This window comes from Microbulbifer okhotskensis (assembly GCF_023895975.1).
GTDB lineage: Bacteria > Pseudomonadota > Gammaproteobacteria > Pseudomonadales > Cellvibrionaceae > Microbulbifer > Microbulbifer okhotskensis.
The window spans coordinates 44403-62342 of record NZ_JALBWM010000016.1 but is presented as its reverse complement, the minus strand read 5'-3'; the positions used below and the strand labels follow the sequence as shown (position 1 = coordinate 62342).

Genomic DNA, 17940 nt, shown 5'->3' with positions numbered 1-17940 from the left:
TTCGGAAAAAAGCCGGCTGGGATAGTGAAACTTTAGACAAGATAATTACAGCCACCATTTAAGCTGATTTATATGGGACAGCCCTGGGGGTTGGGGCCGTCTACCTGGGTGAGGCGATCGAGGGCGTCGTAGTGATAGCTGTGGGTGCCGCGCAGGCTATCTTAAATTTTGGCGATCTGGCCGGCTTTGTTGTACTGGTAGCCGCGTTCCAGGATTGGGCTTGAGTCCTGAGTCGGATCTGATACTGGACTACCGATTTTCCCTAGGCGTAGCTTTTGCAGGCGGCCCTGGGGGTCGTAGTCCCTTTGGCTTTCCAGTCCGTTGCCATGCTGGCGCTCAGTTTCCCGACCCAGTTCATCGTGGCCAATTCGGGTGATCAGCTGGTCGGTATCGCTGCCCACTGGGCGGCGGTGCAGGCTTTGGAATTGGCCGGCGGGGTTGAAGGCGAAGTTGAGTATTTCACCATCAGGCAAAGTCGTGGCAATGCGGTTGCCAGCAGCATCGTAGTTATGGGTGAGTTTATCTTTGCCCTGCCAATCCGCAGTTACGCGGCCATTGGCATCGTATTCCCAGCGCAGTTTGCGGTGGGTATTTTCCGCTTCAATTAGCTGACCGCTGCGGTTGTAGCGGAAGTTCCGGGGTGACTTCTTCCAGCAGGCGGCCGAAAGGGTCGCGCTCGAAGAGGGTGTCGATTCCCTTGCCGCTATCCGTATCCGTGACCGCTCTGGAGCTGACCAGATGACCGGCACGGTTATAGGCGTAGCGAGTCACGCGGCCATCGAAGCCCACTTCTTCAATCAGGCGTTCGTTAAGATCGTATTTAAGCTGGTAGCGCTCGCCATTTTCGTTGGTGAGGCCAATTAAGTTACGCTCGCCATCGTAGTGGTATTCGAGGCGGCTGCCGTCCGGGTTGGTGCGGGTTTTTACCTGGCTGAGGCCGTCGTAGGCATAACAGGTGCTGCGGCCTTCCGAGTCGGTAACTTCGGCGAGCAGCCCTTGGGGGTTGTAGCTGTATTGGGTGCGGGCGCCGTCTGGGGTGGTAACTGCATGAATGCGATCCTGGGTATCGTATTCGTAATGCGTTATCTGGCCGGGGGCGTGCTGCACTTCTGCCAGGCGGCGGGCACCATCGTAGCGATAGTGCTGGGTGCGGCCCATGGGGTCTTTAACGGCGGCAAGTTTACCTTCGGGGTTCCACAGATAGCGGGTGGCGTTGCCCAGGGGGTCGGTGACACTGCCGATCAGGCCCACGGGGTTATAGCCGTACTGGGTGCGATTACCCAGAGGATCTTCGGTACCTACGATCTGGCCATTTTTGTTGTAGCGGCGCTGCCAACTGTTGCCGGCAGGGTCGGTCACTTTTACGGGCAGGCCTTCGCGATTGTATTCGATACGGTGGCTGTTGCCGCTGGCATCGGTCTTTTGGCTCAGGCGACCCTGCTCGTCGTAGTGATAAATTTCTTCGCGCAGGCGGCCATCATCGCTGGGCAGCTGCACTTTGGTGACTTGGCCCAGGTCGTTGTAGCTGTAGAGGGTCTCGGCCCCTTCGGGGTCGCGGTGGTAAATCGGCAGGGCGCGATCGTTAAAGCGGTAGCGTTCCTGGCCTCCCCGGGTATCCGTAACGGTAACTCCGTGGCCATCCTCATCCCAGGCGAATTCGTAGTTGTAGGTCGCCTGCCCGTCGATGGAATCGCCCCATTGGCGTACGCAGCGGGCAGAGGGGCCTTCTTTATCCCATTCAAAGTAAAAGCGGTAACCGGTTTTCAGGGTGCGCTTGGAAATAACATGCTGGTGATATTCATATTGCTCGCTGAATCCATCCGCATCGGTGGCTTTTATCAGGTCGCCTTCATCGCTGTATTCGTACTGGGCCAGTATTTTAATGCGGCCATCGCGAGTTTCTTTCTTTAACTCCCCAATACGCAGGCTATTGGCTTGCCCCTCGGGCGGGCTGATATGCAGGGCTTCGCCAAGGCTGCTCTCGATACAAATCAGGCGTTCGTCGATATAGTGGAACAGGTAATAGTTGCCGTAGCCATCGCGAATTTCAGAGAGTTTGAGCGCGCCGGTTTCCCCGGTGGCATTGAAGAGTTTTTGTACTCCGTTGGAGGCGCCGTAGGGGGTAATAATCCGGCAGCCGCTATTTTAGCGGGTGTGAATTGTTGGATAGCTGGGATCAGCTCGCCAGTTTAACTGGTACTTTTAAATGGATAATTGAGGCTTTTCTGAGCACACGAATGCGTATAGTAATATAGGCGCACAAATAATCTTATTGGATTTTATTAAGTTTTTTTCAGTGTCAAAACTGCGTAAAATCGATAGATATTTATCAGTATTATGGGGCGTGATTGAGTAAGCTTCTGTGAGCCCATGCCGTAAAATAAGCTCAAGAGAGACTCAAGAAACCCAAGAATTCATTAATCAGTCCATCCCTCCAAAGGAGAACGGCAGCGTGACCTAAGAGTAAATAAAAGGCGCTGACCCAAGGTGCTGTAACACCAGGGGCCAGCTAACCAAATTGATAAGAACAGTATCAAAATGGCTATATGGATAATACGCTAGAAACCCGTTCGTCTTCAATAAAGTGGAGTACATTCAGTAGCTTGGAGCGATACCCCAAGCTCTGGGAGCGTTGCGTCCGCCTTTTCTTCTTTTGTGCCTACCGTTCTCGTGCCCCTCCTCGTATTTCCTTCGAAAATCACATTCCAAGCCTTCCTTGCCCGGAAGACCTATCCATGGTTTGAGTATCAGTAGGAAATAAATATGTTGATCTTGAAACGCCGGACCGGCGAAAACCTAAGAATTGGAACCAATGTCTCAATCACAGTATTGGAGGTTAAGGGTAATCAGGTGAAGATAGGGATTCACGCCCCAAAATCTTTGTCCGTTCACCGTGAAGAAATTTATGTGCGCATCCGAAATGAACGGGAACTGGAACTGGAACTGGACAATGGAAATCTTTGAAAAATTAATTTCCCCAATAGGAAGGGCGCTTGTTATCAGTTCAATAGGTCTTCACCGAGTTGGCGCGGCGGTCAATAGGCAAAGGAGGGGCTGCGCTTTTCTTATTAAAACCAGTCGTGTGCTTCATGCTCTAACTCAGGCTGGATTGACTTTATTTTCTCATTGGATAACGCGGTATCTGAGATACTAGTCGCCCCAAAAAAAAGCATAATCCCAACATCCTTTTGAGGCGGGTAAAACCACCAAATCAGTTTAGCCAACGAAAGGGGGATGAGCTTGGCACCATTTGGTGGGTGTCCAGGCTTGCCCCAAAAGGGCTACCTTTTCAGCTAGGTCACTATTTAGAGCTAGTGGACTGGAGTGGCCGACATTTAGACCCCAGAAAACGAGGCTATATTACCGAAAACACACCCCCTATTCTGAATCGGCTCGGCATCTCACCCAAGCACTGGCTCTATCTCAACCGGAATTTTGAAAGTCGCTTTAAAGGATTGGTAGGGTCTGTAGAGGCGGTACACCAAGCATGTACGCAACTCAATAAATGCTGGGTACACGGCATAAGCGACTGTCGGCGCCTACTCTCAGCTGCGCCCTATTAATCTACTCCTGCCTCAAGTACTCGTTAGCACGATTGCCGCCCTTTTATCCAAAAGCAGCGATTCCCAAAACCTAACTAGCAATTCCCAGAATTTCAGTTTCTTTAGCTCTAAGCCAAAAAGAAAGAGCCGCCAGAGGGAAGGTTAGCTTCATTGCTGGCGCCCCTCTCCAATCTATGGATGTCCCAATCTGCATCCAACTAGCAATTCCCAGCATTTCAGCTCCTTTACCTCAAAGCCAAAAAGAAAGAGCCGCCAGAGGGGGGGGGTAGCTTCATTGCTGGCGCCCCTCTCCAATCTATGGATGTCCCAATCTGCACCTCTGCGAGAAAAATAGCCAACTATTTTTTACCCCTAAATCTATGGGCACCCAAGAATGCTCCTGTTACTTTTTTAACCTCTCAGCCTGATGACATTCTGGAAAATGGCCAGCCCAATGAAAGCTCCTTATAAATTCAGCTAAATGCAACGTCCGCACCACCAGTTTCGCACTCAGTCAAACTCATCAACTTGACACCAAATCCGTGCTCAGGGTCCCATTTACAGTTAAATAAAAAACCTAAACTTTCGGCTTCTCTTTTTTCTAAATCAATATAAATCTTCTTCAACCTTATAAGCTTTTTTATATCTTCAGACTTACCTAATTCATCAAGACGTATATCGAAAACATCCTCATACCGATCTTTTTTGGGGAGCACATTTTTTAAATAGTAGTTAGATGCTACTATCACCAATAAACTTTCTATTTCATCCTTATGCGCCAAAAAAAAATTACAGGACGCTAAGAAACCATCAAATTCTGAATCACTCCCATCTATCCTTTCAGATTCAATTTCCAGCTCGCCCGCCCAATCAAGATAAGAGAAATTATCCAATGTCAGACACAAAAAATCATCATCAATTACAACCTGATTTTTATTAAACATTTAACTCACCCTCAAAATTTTTCTTTTTTACAAGACGTCGTCACTTCAGATAAAGCAGCACCATTTAACTCTTTAGCTAGAGCACGCGCTTCTTTTGTTTCATATTTAACACCATGTGCATCCTGAAATTGTTTAACAGATCCCATATGTGGATACGTTGCTTCATGTGCATCGCGAGAGACAAGCTGCATTGTAGATGTATTAGTTACGGGATCATAATCATCCAGATGATGCCAAGTATACCCTTCGGGATGTGATTTTCCTGTCTTCCCGAAACCTCCAGCAATATTCGCCTGCTTAAAATCTCCATAACGATTACCCTGCAACTGAATTTTAACAATATTAGATTGCCCGTCTTCTGCTATAGGAAAAAGATCTGATGATCCAGTAAAGTCAACGCCTTTTAAATTACTCAACCCATAAGGATCAATCCATAGGATAGGATTTAGAGCATACTGATAGTTATTAACCCCACCCAACAACCCAATCGGATCCTGCTGAGTAAACTCTCCTACCTGCGGATCATAGTACCTAAACCGATTGTAATGTAGTCCAGTCTCTTCATCGAAGTACTGCCCCTGGAAACGAATAGGTTGCTCTATTTGATTCTCATGGGCTAAAGCGATATTGCCATAACTCTTATAAGCAACACTCCAAACTACTTCACCCTCCTGATTGGTCAGGGTATCAGGCGTTCCCAGATGATCCAGATGGTCCAGATGGTCCAGATGGTAGTGATAAAACTGCTCATCTTCTTTCAGCGCAACGGGGTTAAACGTACCCGGTTCGAAATAGTAAGTCCGAGTTTTTAGATCCTGTTGGGTGTGGATATCAGCCTTTTTTTCACGCAGCAGGACATCGCCATCCCAGAGGAAGTCGGTTTTTTCATTGTTTGCCGCTTTACCAATACGGCGGCCCAGTGGGTCGTATTGGTAGTGAATCTCTTGCTGAAGCTGCTCTACCCCTTCTTCCACCTTAAGCTTTTCAACCCGCACCAACTGCTGGCGGCTGTTGTAGTGGTAGCGGGTTTGAAGCTTCTGCCCTTTACCACGCAGCTCGGCAATGCGGTTGCCGTGGATATCGTAGCGGTAGTGAGTGTCTCCACGGAAGGCTAGGCGATTGCCTTTTATTTCTGTAGCACTGGCTTGCTGTTTAGCTTCATCCTTTGAGTTGGCGGCAGCCAGAATATTGTGTGCGGGGTCGTGTACAAAATATTCTGGGTTGGGGCCATCAACCTGGGTGAGGCGATTCAGAACGTCATTGTCGTAGCTGCGGTTTCTACGCAAGCCATCATCGATATTGGCGTTTCACAACTCCTAAATGCTAAATCAGTTAGAAATCATATGAATATTGTGCTGACAACACAGTCAGAATCTATTTTGAAACTGTGGTTATCCAGAAGAACATTCTCCACAATCCACTATCCTTATCTCTTTGAGCACCCTAGTCTCTCTATCATCTCGAGAAATTCTCTTAAGCCAAAACCTTTAATGCTTGATCGGTAAGAGCAACTCCATGATTATTTGCATAGTTTAAAATTTCGGCTCTTTCTTTATCAGAATATGAAGCAAATGTACTTTTAGGCCATATGTCAAACTTATTGAGGCAACTCTCTAAATACCTCTTTTTTTTCTCCTCAGATAATTTATCTGAAAGTACTCTCGGTAACAGTTTATATAAGTGGATATTGTATGAAGAGGCAAGCCAGAAAAAACCTGGCAAGAACCTTTCATCAATACTCTTATAGACTTCATGAAATGCCTCCAGAATAGCTTTCGTACTTGAGACAATTACGAACCTCTTTTTAAAGTCATCGTATTCCTTAAACTCTTCAAGCTTTGTGTTTTTGACATATTTGTAATTGCCCTCTAAAAGATCCTTTAGGTTTTTTACAATATTATTCATAACTACTCCGGAGTTGGTCTTACGGGTGGATCAAGTCGCGTGACTCCTTGTACCTTATCCCCTATAGTCACCCAATCTTTCGTTGTACGCTGTCGCGCACCTCCGACAGCCCTAGGACCACCAATATCATTCAAATAAGAAGGGTCTTTCCCTGGAATCTGCAGAATATCCTTATTATCAGAGAAATCTATATCAATTCGATAGTTAGTCCCTTCATATGCCCTATAATCCTCTCGGCCTGGCACAGAATATGTTCCTGTAGCTTTTCTGGCCTCAACTATATTCATACCCTCAATATCTTCGGTGAATGTCACATATTTACCAGGCGGCAAAGCTGCTTCCCTACTCATTAAGTAACTACCATCCTTATCAAATAATGGATTTCCAGCAGGGTCTTTTTGAACAAAATACTCAAGATATGATGCTTCATCAACGATCACAGAGACACCATCCGAATTTAGCATCGCGCCTGGATCATTTGGAGGAGGGAGTAGTTTTACTGGGGGGCAATCCTTACTAGTTAGCCCATAAGGATCAACCCATGAAACCGGGCTCAAAACGTATCGATAATTATTAACCCCACCCAACAACCCAATCGGATCCTGCTGAGTAAACTCCCCTACTTGCGGATCATAGTACCTAAACCGGTTGTAGTGCAGCCCTGTCTCTTCATCGAAGTACTGTCCCTGGAAGCGGATCGGTTGCTCTATCTGATTTTCATGGGCTAAGGCAATATTGCCATAGCTCTTATAGGCAACACTCCAGACCACTTCACCCTCTTGGTTGGTAAGGGTATCAGGCGTTCCCAGGTGATCCAGATGGTAGTGGTAGACCTGCTCTTTTTCTTGTGTGCCTTCTTTAAGCGCAACCGGCTTAAAGGTACCCGGCTCGAAGTAGTAGGTGCGGGTATTCAGGTCTTGTTGGGTGTGGATATCCGCTTTATTTTCACGGAGCAGGACATCGCCATCCCAGAGGAAGTCGGTTTGTTCACTGTTTGCCGCTTTACCAATACGGCGACCCAGTGGGTCGTACTGGTAGTGAATCTCTTGCTGAAGCTGCTCTGCGCCTTCTTCCACCTTAAGCTTTTCAACCCGCACCAACTGTTGGCGGCTGTTGTAGTGGTAGCGGGTTTGTAGCTTTTGCCCTTTTCCGCGCAGCTCGGCGATACGATTGCCGTGGATATCGTAGCGGTAGTGGGTATCGCCACGGAAGGCGAGGCGGTTGCCTTTGGTTTCGGTGGTGCTGGCCTGCTGTTTTGCTTCATCCTTTGAGTTGGCGGCAGCAAGAATATTGTGTGCGGGGTCGTGCACAAAATGTTCGGGGTTGGGGCCGTCTACCTGGGTAAGGCGATCGAGGGCGTCGTAGTGATAGCTGCGGGTGCCGCGCAGGCTATCTTCAATTTTGGCGATCTGGCCAGCTTTGTTGTATTGGTAGCCGCGTTCCAGGATTGGGATTGAGTCCTGAGTAGGGTCTGATACTGGACTACCGATTTTCCCTAGGCGTAGCTTTTGTAGGCGGCCCTGGGGGTCGTAGTCCCTTTGGCTTTCCAACCCATTGCCGTGTTGGCGCTCAGTTTCCCGACCCTGTTCATCGTGGCTGATATGGGTAATCAGCTGGTCGGTATCACTGCCCACTGGGCGGCGGTGCAGGCTTTGGAATTGGCCGGCGGGGTTGAAGGCGAAGTTGAGTACTTCACCATCGGGCAAGGTGGTGGCAGTGCGATTGCCGGCGGCATCGTATTGGTGGCTGAGCTTTTCTTTGCCTTGCCAGTCTGCCGTTACGCGGCCGTTAGCATCGTATTCCCAGCGCAGTTTGCGGTGAGTATTTTCCGCTTCGGTTAACTGTCCGCTGCGGTTGTAGCGGAAGTTGGTCATGCCATCCGGGGTGACTTCTTCCAGCAGCCTGCCGAAAGGGTCACGCTCAAAGAGGGTGTCTATACCCTTGCCGCTCTCCGTATCCGTGACCGCTCTGGAGCTGACCAGATGGCCGGCACGGTTATAGGCGTAGCGGGTAACGCGGCCATCAAAGCCGACTTCTTCAATCAGGCGCTCGTTCAGGTCGTATTTCAGCTGGTAGCGCTCACCATTTTCATTGGTCAGGCCAATGAGATTGCGCTCGCCGTCGTAGTGGTATTCGAGGCGGCTGCCGTCCGGGTTGGTGCGGGTTTTTACCTGACTGAGGCCGTCGTAGGCATAACAGGTGCTGCGGCCTTCCGAGTCGGTAACTTCGGCAAGCAGCCCTTGGGGGTTGTAGCTGTATTGGGTGCGGGCGCCGTCTGGGGTAGTAACTGCATGAATGCGATCCTGGGCGTCGTATTCATAGCGGGTGATTTGGCCCGGGGCGTGTTGCACCTCTGCCAGGCGGCGGGCGCCGTCGTAGCGATAGTGCTGGGCGCGGCCCAGGGGATCTTTAACCGCGGCAAGTTTACCTTCGGGGTTCCACAGATAGCGAGTGGTGTTGCCTAGGGGGTCGGTGACACTGCCGATCAGGCCCACGGGGTTATAGCCGTACTGGGTGCTATTACCCAGCGGATCTTCGGTACCTACGATCTGGCCATTTTTGTTGTAGCGGCGCTGCCAGGAGTTGCCGGCAGGGTCGGTCACTTTTGCGGGCAGGCCTTCGCTATTGTATTCGATACGGTGGCTGTTGCCGCTGGCATCGGTCTTTTGGCTCAGGCGACCCTGCTCGTCGTAGTGATAAATTTCTTCGCGCAGGCGGCCATCATCGCTGGGCAGCTGCACTTTGGTGACTTGGCCCAGGTCGTTGTAGCTGTAAAGTGTTTCCGCCCCTTCTGGGTCGCGATGATAAATGGGCAGGGCGCGGTCGTTAAAGCGATAGCGTTCCTGACCGCCTCGGGTATCAGTAACGGTGACGCCCTTGCCATCGTCATCCCAGGCGAACTGGTAGTTGTAGGTATCCTGGCCACCGATGGGATCACCCCATTGGCGCGTACAGCGGGCAGCGGGGCCTTCGGCGTCCCATTCAAAGTGGAAACGGTAGCCGGTTTTCAGGGTGCGCTTGGAAATAACATGCTGGCGGTATTCATACTGCTCGCTGAATCCATCCGCATCGGTGGCTTTGATCAGATCGCCTTCATCGCTGTATTCGTATTGGGCCAGTACTTTGATGCGGCCATCGCGGGTTTCTTTTTTCAGTTCACCGATACGATGGCTACTGGCCTGCCCTTCTGGGGGGCTGATATGCAGGGCTTCGCCAAGACTGCTTTCAATGCAGATCAGGCGTTCGTCGATATAGTGGAACAGGTAGTAGTTGCCGTAGCCGTCGCGGATCTCGGCGAGCTTGAGCGCGCCTTTATCACCAGTAGCTTTGAAGTGCTTTTGCACTCCGTTGGGGGCCCCGTAGGGAGCAATAATCCAGTGCTCATCATTGACGCGAGTGAGTGTTAACTGCTCCACCACATTATGGCTGCGACCGCTGTCTCCCGGTGTCGGCAGGCTGATTACCCGCCCTTCGGCATCGTGGAACTGTACCGGTTTGCCCGGGCGCCATACCAGGCGTTCATTTAATGTGTGAGTCCAGCCATGGCCCAGACCAAAGTCCGTGGCGTTACTGCTGCGGTAGGTACGCGCTACAGTTAATGGCAGTGGGCCATCCAGTACCGTATCCACCAGGGTAAGGCGCTCTTCACCGGTTTTTAAGTTGATCGGCTCTCCGCCTTCACAGGCGTTAGCATTGCACTGGGAGGTATCGCCGTTCTGGTTTTCCCCGGTATCGCTATTGGTTTTGTCCGGCTCGCTGGATTTACTGGGACTACTACTGCCACTGGCTGGACTGCTCTGGCCACTGCTGGCTTCACTGCTGCTACTTTGACTGTTGCCGCTTTGACTGTTACTACTAGAGTTCGAGCCCCCACCCGAGCTGGAACTGCTCGACGAAGCTCCACTGAAAGCTGAGGGTGCCGCCGCTTCTGAGGAACTGAGATCAGAGAAACTATTGCCTTTGGCATTGCCCCCCTGTTTTTTAGCCAGTAACTTGCGTTGTTTTTTGAGCTTGGCAAAATCCAGCATTAGATCGCCAATACCCCGGAAAGCCTTCAACAGACGTGCATTTTTAGCCAGAGAAATCACTGCGCCAGCACCACCGGTCACTGCCGCCAACACAATCGTAAGAATTACTTCAAAGGCACCGCCGCCGGCCATTTCCGTAAGCTCCAGACTGTGCTGAGCTTTGACATAATCCTGGGCGAATCGGTAGATACTATCGCGCAGGGCCGGCTCATCGTAGACCAGCTGGGTGACTTCAACGGCGAGTTCTAGTTGCTGTTTGGTGATTTTTGAGGGGTCGAAACCGAGAACATCAACTACTTCCTTTTGTACTACAGATAAATACTCTTCGCCGGACTCGGCAAAGCTCTTATCATGCAGAAAATAGTCGGTGGTCGCCGTACCCAACCGATGGGACTGGCGTATAGGATTCAGCAGTTGCGCTACTTCCAGTACATCTTTACTCCATACCGCCAAGCCCCAGGCGGCATTGCCCAGACCGGTGGCGCCACGATCGATATAGGCACCCACCTTTTCCAGCGTGGAGCGCTGTTCGTGGCGCTGCTGGATCTGTGCTGCCTCAGCGCGTTCCTGGGCGATAATTTGTTGCAAACCCATACGGATCTTGGCGATCAAGTCAGACTGCTTATCGGCAATTGCTGCAGCCGCGACAGGGGCTTCTTCGATAATCAGGCGATTCTGAACTAAAGCCCGGTAGATTTCCCGCTCATACAAAGACAGATGTCCTGGGGGTTCAGAGAGTGGCCCCAGAAAAATAGCCCCTGAGACAGTGGACTGAATACTGGTGCTGAGCACATTACAAGAGCTGCCTCCCAAGCTAAAAAAGTGCTCGTAAATCTCCTGAATAACGGCATCTTTAAACATCGAGAGCAAGTGGCTGGCATCGACTTGCATGGGAATACCCATCTGGTATACCCAGCCAACTCTCGCCACATACTCGATGCCTTGCTTGTTCTCAATACGTAGCTGCATGGATATTCCTTCAAACGCTCACGTCTATCCAGATCTAACGAATACCTGATTCAACCCCGATCAGTTTGGGGGCTCAGAGATTCCCTAGAGTATTTTTATACTGTTTGAGCAAATCGACTTTCTTCGTAATTCACTCTCTGTTTACAGGAATCCCTTTGCAATAACAGGAGTTCCACATTGACCCCATTTGTCATTGAGACGATACCGCTGACAACAGCCCTCCCCATTACTGTTCTAATAGAGGCGCTCCAAATAGTTGGTTCGCTACTGAAATAAACAAGTTTAAAGGCGGCCTTGCTAGCAGAATAATAATGACTAGATCCTGGGTTCCATCTTCTCTCAGGAGCACCGAAAATCTCTTATGGCGCCAGATAAAACACAGGATTGAGATCTATTTGACGAGGTTACCGCAAATCTGAAAATGACGATAGGCAGGAAATGTTAAACAAAAAAGGATGGGGCAATAAAAAACGTGGAAAGCTATCATAATGAAAAATATTTCGGTTTGCTGGCAAATATTTTTCTAATTTCAAATCCCAGTCGGTACGCATTCATAAAAATAGGCTATTTTTCCACCCCCCAAGCAGGACAATTATTGTGCAATCAATGCCAAAATTCACTGCGGTGACGTGAGAGGAAAATCAACAAACTGGCATCAATAAAAATAATTTATTGGGAAAAGCAAAGTAGCTAAAAAAATGGTTAAGCATAAAACTGTGACATCAATCACAATTTAAAACCCTTGTGCGGAGGCAGGGGCGGAGGAATACTGGGGCATCAAGACGGTAAAGCCCAAGCAAGGTTACAGACCAAAAAATATACATAATAGCCCAAACAGGGATGTTCGGGCCTCCAGTCAGGCCCGTAAGTGCTTGACTGGTCGGCGAGGGGTTGCCGGCATACGCCACAAACCCGGATTAAAAAAGCCAACGAAGGCCTCATTCAATAGCCTGCTGGTACGCGGTGGGCTCTCGCGGTAAAACTCTACTCGATCTCTTTGATCCGCATAGAGTTAGTATGTCCACCGACATTGAGACGCTCCCCCTGAGTAATAAGCACACGCTGACCTTTTTGCAGATCAATCCGCGAGTTTAAGACTTCGATGACAGCCTCGGTCAGATGTCCCAACGGCACCGAGGCCGGGTCAAAGCTCACTGGCTCAACTCCGCGAAGTAATACCAACTGGCGTGCGATACGTGGGTGTCGGGTAAGTGCATAGATCGGCAAACGGGTATTTGCACGGGACATCATTCTCGGAGTACGCCCGGACTCCGTCAGTGCTGCCACCGCACAGAGGTTTTCCACTCTGGTCGCCACTTCAATAGCAGCTTGAGCAATTACTGTATCGACCAGCGGTGAGGAGGCATGGTCGTCAGCTGTGTAAGGCACACTGCCTAAATACTGCTCAGCTCCGATAATCACTTCACTCATGGATTCAACAGCAGCGACCGGGTAATCCCCCGCTGCCGTTTCCGCCGACAGCATTACTGCGTCGGTGCCATCGAGCACCGCATTGGCGACATCCATCACTTCTGCTCGGGTCGGCGTTGGGCTAACAATCATAGACTCCATCATTTGAGTCGCCGTGATCACACCGCGATTCAACGCGTTAGCACGATTGATCAACTTTTTCTGAACTCCCACCAGTGCCGGATCACCAATTTCTACTCCCAGGTCTCCGCGCGCAACCATAATGGCGTCGGATGCCTGTATCAGACTATCCATTTGCTCATCGTCGGCAACCGCTTCCGCACGCTCAATCTTGGCAACGATCGCTGCCTGACTACCGGCCTCTTCCATTGCCTTACGAGCGGTCTCAAGATCCTCCGCACAACGGGGAAAGCTGACCGCGAGAAAGTCGACCTCAAGCTCTGCTGCCAGCTTGATATCCCGGTAGTCTTTCTCTGTAAGTGCCGGAGCAGACAATCCCCCTCCCAGCAGGTTAATACCTTTGTTGTTCGACAGCTTACCGCCCTGTAACACACGACAGTACAGCTTACTTGGGGTGGTACCAGTGACCTCCATGCGAATCTTGCCATCATCAAGCAGAAGAATATTACCGGACTCGCAATCTCTGATCAGGCTAGGGTAATCCACACTAACACGGTGCTCATCCCCACCATCCGCCGGGCAATCCAGGTCTAGGGTAAATTCATCATTGTTTTCTAGCAGTACACTGCCCTTGGAAAAACGTGCAATACGAATTTTTGGCCCTTGCAGATCGCCCAATACTGCGACCGTTTTTCCCTGTGCCTCAGCGGCGTTGCGCACCTCAGTCACGCGATGGCGGTGGTCCTCTGCCGACCCGTGAGAAAAATTCAGACGTACAATATTAACGCCAGCGCGCACCATTTCTTCAATTACGCGAGGCTTGTCCGTGCCGGGGCCCAGAGTTGCTACGATTTTGGTATGGCGAATCATAAGATCCCGTCAGCTAGTAGATTTAAGAAGGTATTTTAGGGAACTATCAAACAGGGATTTCATGTCCGCTTAATGGCCCCTGGTAGTTCAATTACTCGTAACGAATTAACGGTGAAGGGGTCAGGCAGACGCTGCAACAGGCTGACTGACCTGAAGTGCCTCAGCCATGGCCAGGCTGGTATCCAGCATGCGGTGGGAGAAACCCCACTCATTGTCGTACCAGGCCATTACCTTCACCAGATTACCATTGACGCGGGTGTGATTGGCATCGAAATGGCTGGATGCGCTAGTGTGATTAAAGTCAACCGATACCAGTGGCTGATCACAATAAGTCAACACACCACCACTCGCTTGTGCCGCTTCCTGCATGATGCGATTCACCTCTTCAACAGTGGTTTCACGATCGGCAATAAACTGGCAGTCCACCAGGGAAACATTGCTCACCGGCACGCGGACCGCCATTCCATCAAGGCGCCCTTTCAATTCTGGTAATACCAGGCCGACAGCAGCTGCGGCACCGGTTTTGGTGGGGATCATATTGTCCGCCGCCGCACGCGCCCGATAGATGTCGGCATGTACGGCGTCCTGTGTATTTTGATCATTAGTATAAGCGTGTACGGTAGTCATAAAACCACGCTCAATACCCAGCTCACGGTGCAGCGCTTGCGCTACCGGTGCCAGGCAGTTCGTGGTACACGATGCATTGGAAACTACACGGTGGTCACCCGTGAGATTACTGTCATTCACACCGTAAACAACCGTGAGATCCGCATCTTTGGATGGCGCTGAAATCAATACTGCGGCAGCGCCAGCTTCGATATGCGAAGAAGCAGAAGTGTGGTCAGTGAATCGACCGGTACACTCCAATACCAAGTCTACCTCCAATTGCTTCCAAGGTAGTTTAGCCGGATCGCGCTCTTGGCAAACTTGAACGCGGTCTCCACCAATCACCAACGCATCTCCATCGACTTTGACGTCAGTACCAAACCGACCATGAATAGTATCGAACCGGGTCAGGTGGGCATTAGAAGCTACCGGGGCGAGGTCATTAATTGCGACCAATTGAACACGATCACTGTAACCGGACTCGTAGATGGCTCGGGTGACGTTGCGACCAATCCGGCCGTAACCATTGATGGCAATTTTAATTTTCATCTCGCTTTACCCTTTGTATATGCTTCTGGTTTCCATGTAGCACCCATCTGCGAGTGCGCTTTACCAAACATGTGTTATTTCAGTGCCGCAGCTTGTTTTGCCAGGCGAGTAACTTCAGCCCAGTTCTTCTCGCTAACCAACGCATTGCTCGCCATCCAAGAGCCGCCCACACAAACAACGTTGGTCAGCGCCAGAAATTCCGGTGCATTCACTGGCCCAACGCCTCCGGTAGGACAGAAACGAACATCTTGCAGTGGGCCACCGATAGACTTCAGCATGGGTACACCCCCGGCCGCTTGCGCGGGGAAAAACTTCTGATAACGGTAGCCCCGCTCGTACAAACGCATCACTTCGGAAACACTGGCGGCACCGGGCAACAGAGGTACTTCGCTGTTTTCGGCCGCATCCAGTAAGCGATCCGTCGCGCCAGGGCTCACCATAAAACTGGCGCCGGCATCGATAGAACGACGCAGATCATCACCATTTAATACCGTGCCGGTACCCACATGAACTTCTGGCAGGTGCTTTGCAATTTGCTCTACAACTCCCAGGGCCGCCTCAGTACGCAGGGTTACTTCCAGCACCGTTAGGCCGCCCTCAAGTAATGCACTCGCCAGCGGAAGTGCATCTTCAACTTTGTCTACAACCAGCACTGGGACAACGCCAGCAATCTGCAAAATTTCGGCGATATTTTTCTGCATCAGTTAATTCCAACTCGTTCGTTAAGGCGCCCAATAAACAGTGACTGGTTTTAGCCCCTGTTTGAGAATGCTGCGCACCGGCATTTCCATTTCGTCGCTGCCGAGCAGTGCCTCACGATAAACTTTCAGTTTTTCTTCGCCAGTGATCAACAACTTGATATTGCGCGCTTGTAAAATTGCACTCAAAGTTAACGTCATACGCTCGGTATTAGAGCCCGTTACTTCGCTTTGATTAGCAATAATTGCGCTACACAATTTATCTGATTCAGGATTGAGTGCATCCTCTAACCCCTGCGCATGGGGAAATAATGAAGCGGTATGACCGTCTCCGCCCATACCCAACAGGCACACATCAAATGGTCTCTGTAGTTCGGCGTAGGACCGTTCACACTCCTGCTCACCTTCCGCAGCCGTTGCGTGTGAGTTTTTCATACCTAGAAAAGCAGCTTCGCCGGCGTAGTTTTGCAACAGGGACTTTTCAATAAAGGCTGCGTTGCTGCCACTCTCCGATTTTTCTACCCAGCGTTCATCAACCAGTGCTGCGGTAATTTTTGACCAGGGCAAGGGCCGTTTGGATAACTCGCGATAAACCGGTTCTGGCGAGCTGCCACCCGATACCAGAAAACTGGCATTACCGCTTTCTTTAATACCTTTTTGAAGTTCACAAGCGCAGTCGTGAACCAGGGCCTGCACCAAACGCTCGCGATCTTGAAAAAATTTTTCTTCTGCCATGGATTATTCCATTTATTTCTGTTGGGAACTCACACAGTAGATTCGCTACCGTGAAATTTTTCCCCGGTTTTATTTGGCATTGAACCAGTGGCGATCGCTGCGCGACAGCAGACTATCTGCCTCTTCAGGACCCCAGCTGCCCGCAGGATAAGGCTGCGGTTGATTGTTGGTTTCACGCCAATGTTCAATTATCGGGTCGACCCAAGCCCAAGCTGCTGCCACTTCATCGCGGTGAATAAATAGCGCAGAGTTGTTCGCTGCGGCGTCCAACATAAGGCGTTTGTAGGCATCGCTACGGAAGCTATCGTAGGTGTCCGATAAGGTTAAATTCAATTCAGCTGGCTGCAGCTCTGTCGTGAGGCTATCCATTTTTTTCGCCATCAGCACAAGCTTGATACTTTCCTCTGGCTGCAGGCGGATCACTAAACGGTTGGGGGTAATATTGCCGGCGGTTTCATCATAAACATGGTGGGAAACATTTTTATACTGCACCACAATTTCAGCACAGCGTTTTTCCATTCGTTTGCCGGTACGCAGGTAAAACGGCACACCGGCCCAACGCCAGCTATCTATGTGCGCGCGGATTGCCACGAAGGTTTCTGTAGAGCTGGTACCACCATCTAGTTCATCCAGATAACCGGGGACATCACCCCCATTAATTTCTCCGGCCACATATTGGCCACGCACTACATTTTCATCGACCAAAGCACCCGTAAGAGGACGTAACGCTTCCAGTACTTTAATCTTTTCGGCACGGATATTTTTGGCCGACATGCTGTTGGGGGATTCCATGGCAATCAGGCAAAGTAATTGCAGTAAATGGTTTTGAACCATATCCCGCATTGCGCCTGTCTCATCATAAAAGCCGGCACGCCCTTCAAGTCCAACCGTTTCTGAAATACTGATCTGAATATGATCAATGGTTTTTGCATCCCAAAGATGCTCAAACAGTACATTACTAAAACGCAATGCAAGGAGATTTTGGACAGTTTCCTTCCCCAGGTAATGATCGATGCGAAAAATACTGTCTTCGGGGAAATAACTGGCAATTTTGCTGTTAATTTCATCAGAAGTTTGGGCGTTATAGCCTAGCGGTTTTTCGACAACAACCCGCGAGTTTTCGGTGATCAGGCCTTTAATCGACAAGTTTTCACAGCAAGGACCAAATACCGCTGGCGGAATGGCTAGGTAGAAAATCCGCACTCGCTGTGAATCTGAACCGAGAATATCCGACAGGTGTTCCCATTGGGCATCCGGTACGGCAATATCTAGTGCAACTGGGCGGAGTAACTGACTAAACCCCTTCCAGCTGGAAGCGCAATACTCGCCGTCACCGAGATACTTTTGCAGTGCACGGTGAGCCGCTTCGATATATTGATCAACATCTGATTGACGGCGGCTTACCGGAAGAATTCGACAACCTTCGGCCAGGCTGCCCTCTCTAAATGCACGGTAAAGAGCGGGTAACAGCTTGCGTAAAGCAAGGTCTCCGCCTCCACCAAATAACACCATATCAAAAGGGTTAATCATAAAAATTGCTCTG

Annotated in this window: 13 protein-coding genes and 1 pseudogene; 3 read left to right on the top strand and 11 right to left on the bottom strand. The window is 50.2% G+C overall.

The genetic code is table 11. The features are described 5' to 3' along the window. Positions 1–275: 275 nt before the first annotated feature. Positions 276–608, top strand: a complete 333-nt coding sequence (locus MO867_RS24330) for a hypothetical protein (protein ID WP_444875277.1) — start codon at positions 276–278, stop codon at positions 606–608. Here the strand turns inward: MO867_RS24330 and MO867_RS06030 are convergent. After that, positions 601–1497, bottom strand: a complete 897-nt coding sequence (locus tag MO867_RS06030; RefSeq protein WP_252465341.1) for an RHS repeat domain-containing protein — start codon at positions 1495–1497, stop codon at positions 601–603. The two genes, MO867_RS24330 and MO867_RS06030, sit on opposite strands and share 8 nt — an antisense overlap. A gap of 69 nt (positions 1498–1566) precedes the next feature. Then, a pseudogene (locus MO867_RS24430) lies at positions 1567–1686 on the bottom strand (hypothetical protein); the annotation flags it as partial. Between the two features lie 270 nt (positions 1687–1956). Between MO867_RS24430 and MO867_RS06020 the strand changes: the two are divergent. Together MO867_RS06020 and csrA are read left to right on the top strand one after the other, a co-directional pair. Next, a complete protein-coding gene (locus MO867_RS06020) occupies positions 1957–2193 on the top strand; it encodes a hypothetical protein (protein WP_252465339.1) in 237 nt (78 codons plus the stop codon). Between the two features lie 570 nt (positions 2194–2763). Then, positions 2764–2964 carry a carbon storage regulator CsrA gene (gene csrA, locus MO867_RS06015; RefSeq protein WP_252465338.1) on the top strand — a complete coding sequence of 67 codons (201 nt, stop codon included), beginning with the start codon at positions 2764–2766 and terminating at the stop codon, positions 2962–2964. A 1051-nt stretch (positions 2965–4015) separates the two neighbouring features. Here csrA and MO867_RS06010 read toward each other — a convergent pair. The 9 genes from MO867_RS06010 to zwf form a co-directional block, all read right to left on the bottom strand. Beyond that, positions 4016–4486, bottom strand: a complete 471-nt coding sequence (locus MO867_RS06010; protein ID WP_252465337.1) for a DUF6985 domain-containing protein — start codon at positions 4484–4486, stop codon at positions 4016–4018. Between the two features lie 11 nt (positions 4487–4497). Beyond that, positions 4498–5772 carry an RHS repeat-associated core domain-containing protein gene (locus tag MO867_RS06005; RefSeq protein WP_252465336.1) on the bottom strand — a complete coding sequence of 425 codons (1275 nt, stop codon included), beginning with the start codon at positions 5770–5772 and terminating at the stop codon, positions 4498–4500. 187 nt (positions 5773–5959) lie between these two features. Then, positions 5960–6391, bottom strand: a complete 432-nt coding sequence (locus MO867_RS06000; protein ID WP_252465335.1) for a hypothetical protein — start codon at positions 6389–6391, stop codon at positions 5960–5962. A 2-nt stretch (positions 6392–6393) separates the two neighbouring features. Beyond that, positions 6394–11388 (bottom strand): RHS repeat-associated core domain-containing protein, encoded by a 4995-nt coding sequence (locus tag MO867_RS05995; protein ID WP_252465334.1) that lies wholly within the window; start codon positions 11386–11388, stop codon positions 6394–6396. 984 nt (positions 11389–12372) lie between these two features. Continuing rightward, positions 12373–13809: a pyruvate kinase gene (pyk, locus tag MO867_RS05990; RefSeq protein ID WP_252465333.1), complete on the bottom strand. Its 1437-nt coding sequence runs from the start codon at positions 13807–13809 to the stop codon at positions 12373–12375. Positions 13810–13929: 120 nt separating this feature from the next. After that, complete coding sequence (gap, locus tag MO867_RS05985; RefSeq protein ID WP_252465332.1) at positions 13930–14964, bottom strand: type I glyceraldehyde-3-phosphate dehydrogenase; 1035 nt, start codon at positions 14962–14964, stop codon at positions 13930–13932. Positions 14965–15038: 74 nt separating this feature from the next. Continuing rightward, positions 15039–15665: a bifunctional 4-hydroxy-2-oxoglutarate aldolase/2-dehydro-3-deoxy-phosphogluconate aldolase gene (gene eda, locus MO867_RS05980; protein ID WP_252465331.1), complete on the bottom strand. Its 627-nt coding sequence runs from the start codon at positions 15663–15665 to the stop codon at positions 15039–15041. Positions 15666–15686: 21 nt separating this feature from the next. Continuing rightward, positions 15687–16397 (bottom strand): 6-phosphogluconolactonase, encoded by a 711-nt coding sequence (gene pgl / locus MO867_RS05975; protein WP_252465330.1) that lies wholly within the window; start codon positions 16395–16397, stop codon positions 15687–15689. A gap of 69 nt (positions 16398–16466) precedes the next feature. Continuing rightward, entirely contained in the window at positions 16467–17927 is a 1461-nt protein-coding gene (gene zwf / locus MO867_RS05970; RefSeq protein WP_252465328.1) for a glucose-6-phosphate dehydrogenase, read from the bottom strand. Positions 17928–17940 lie beyond the last annotated feature (13 nt).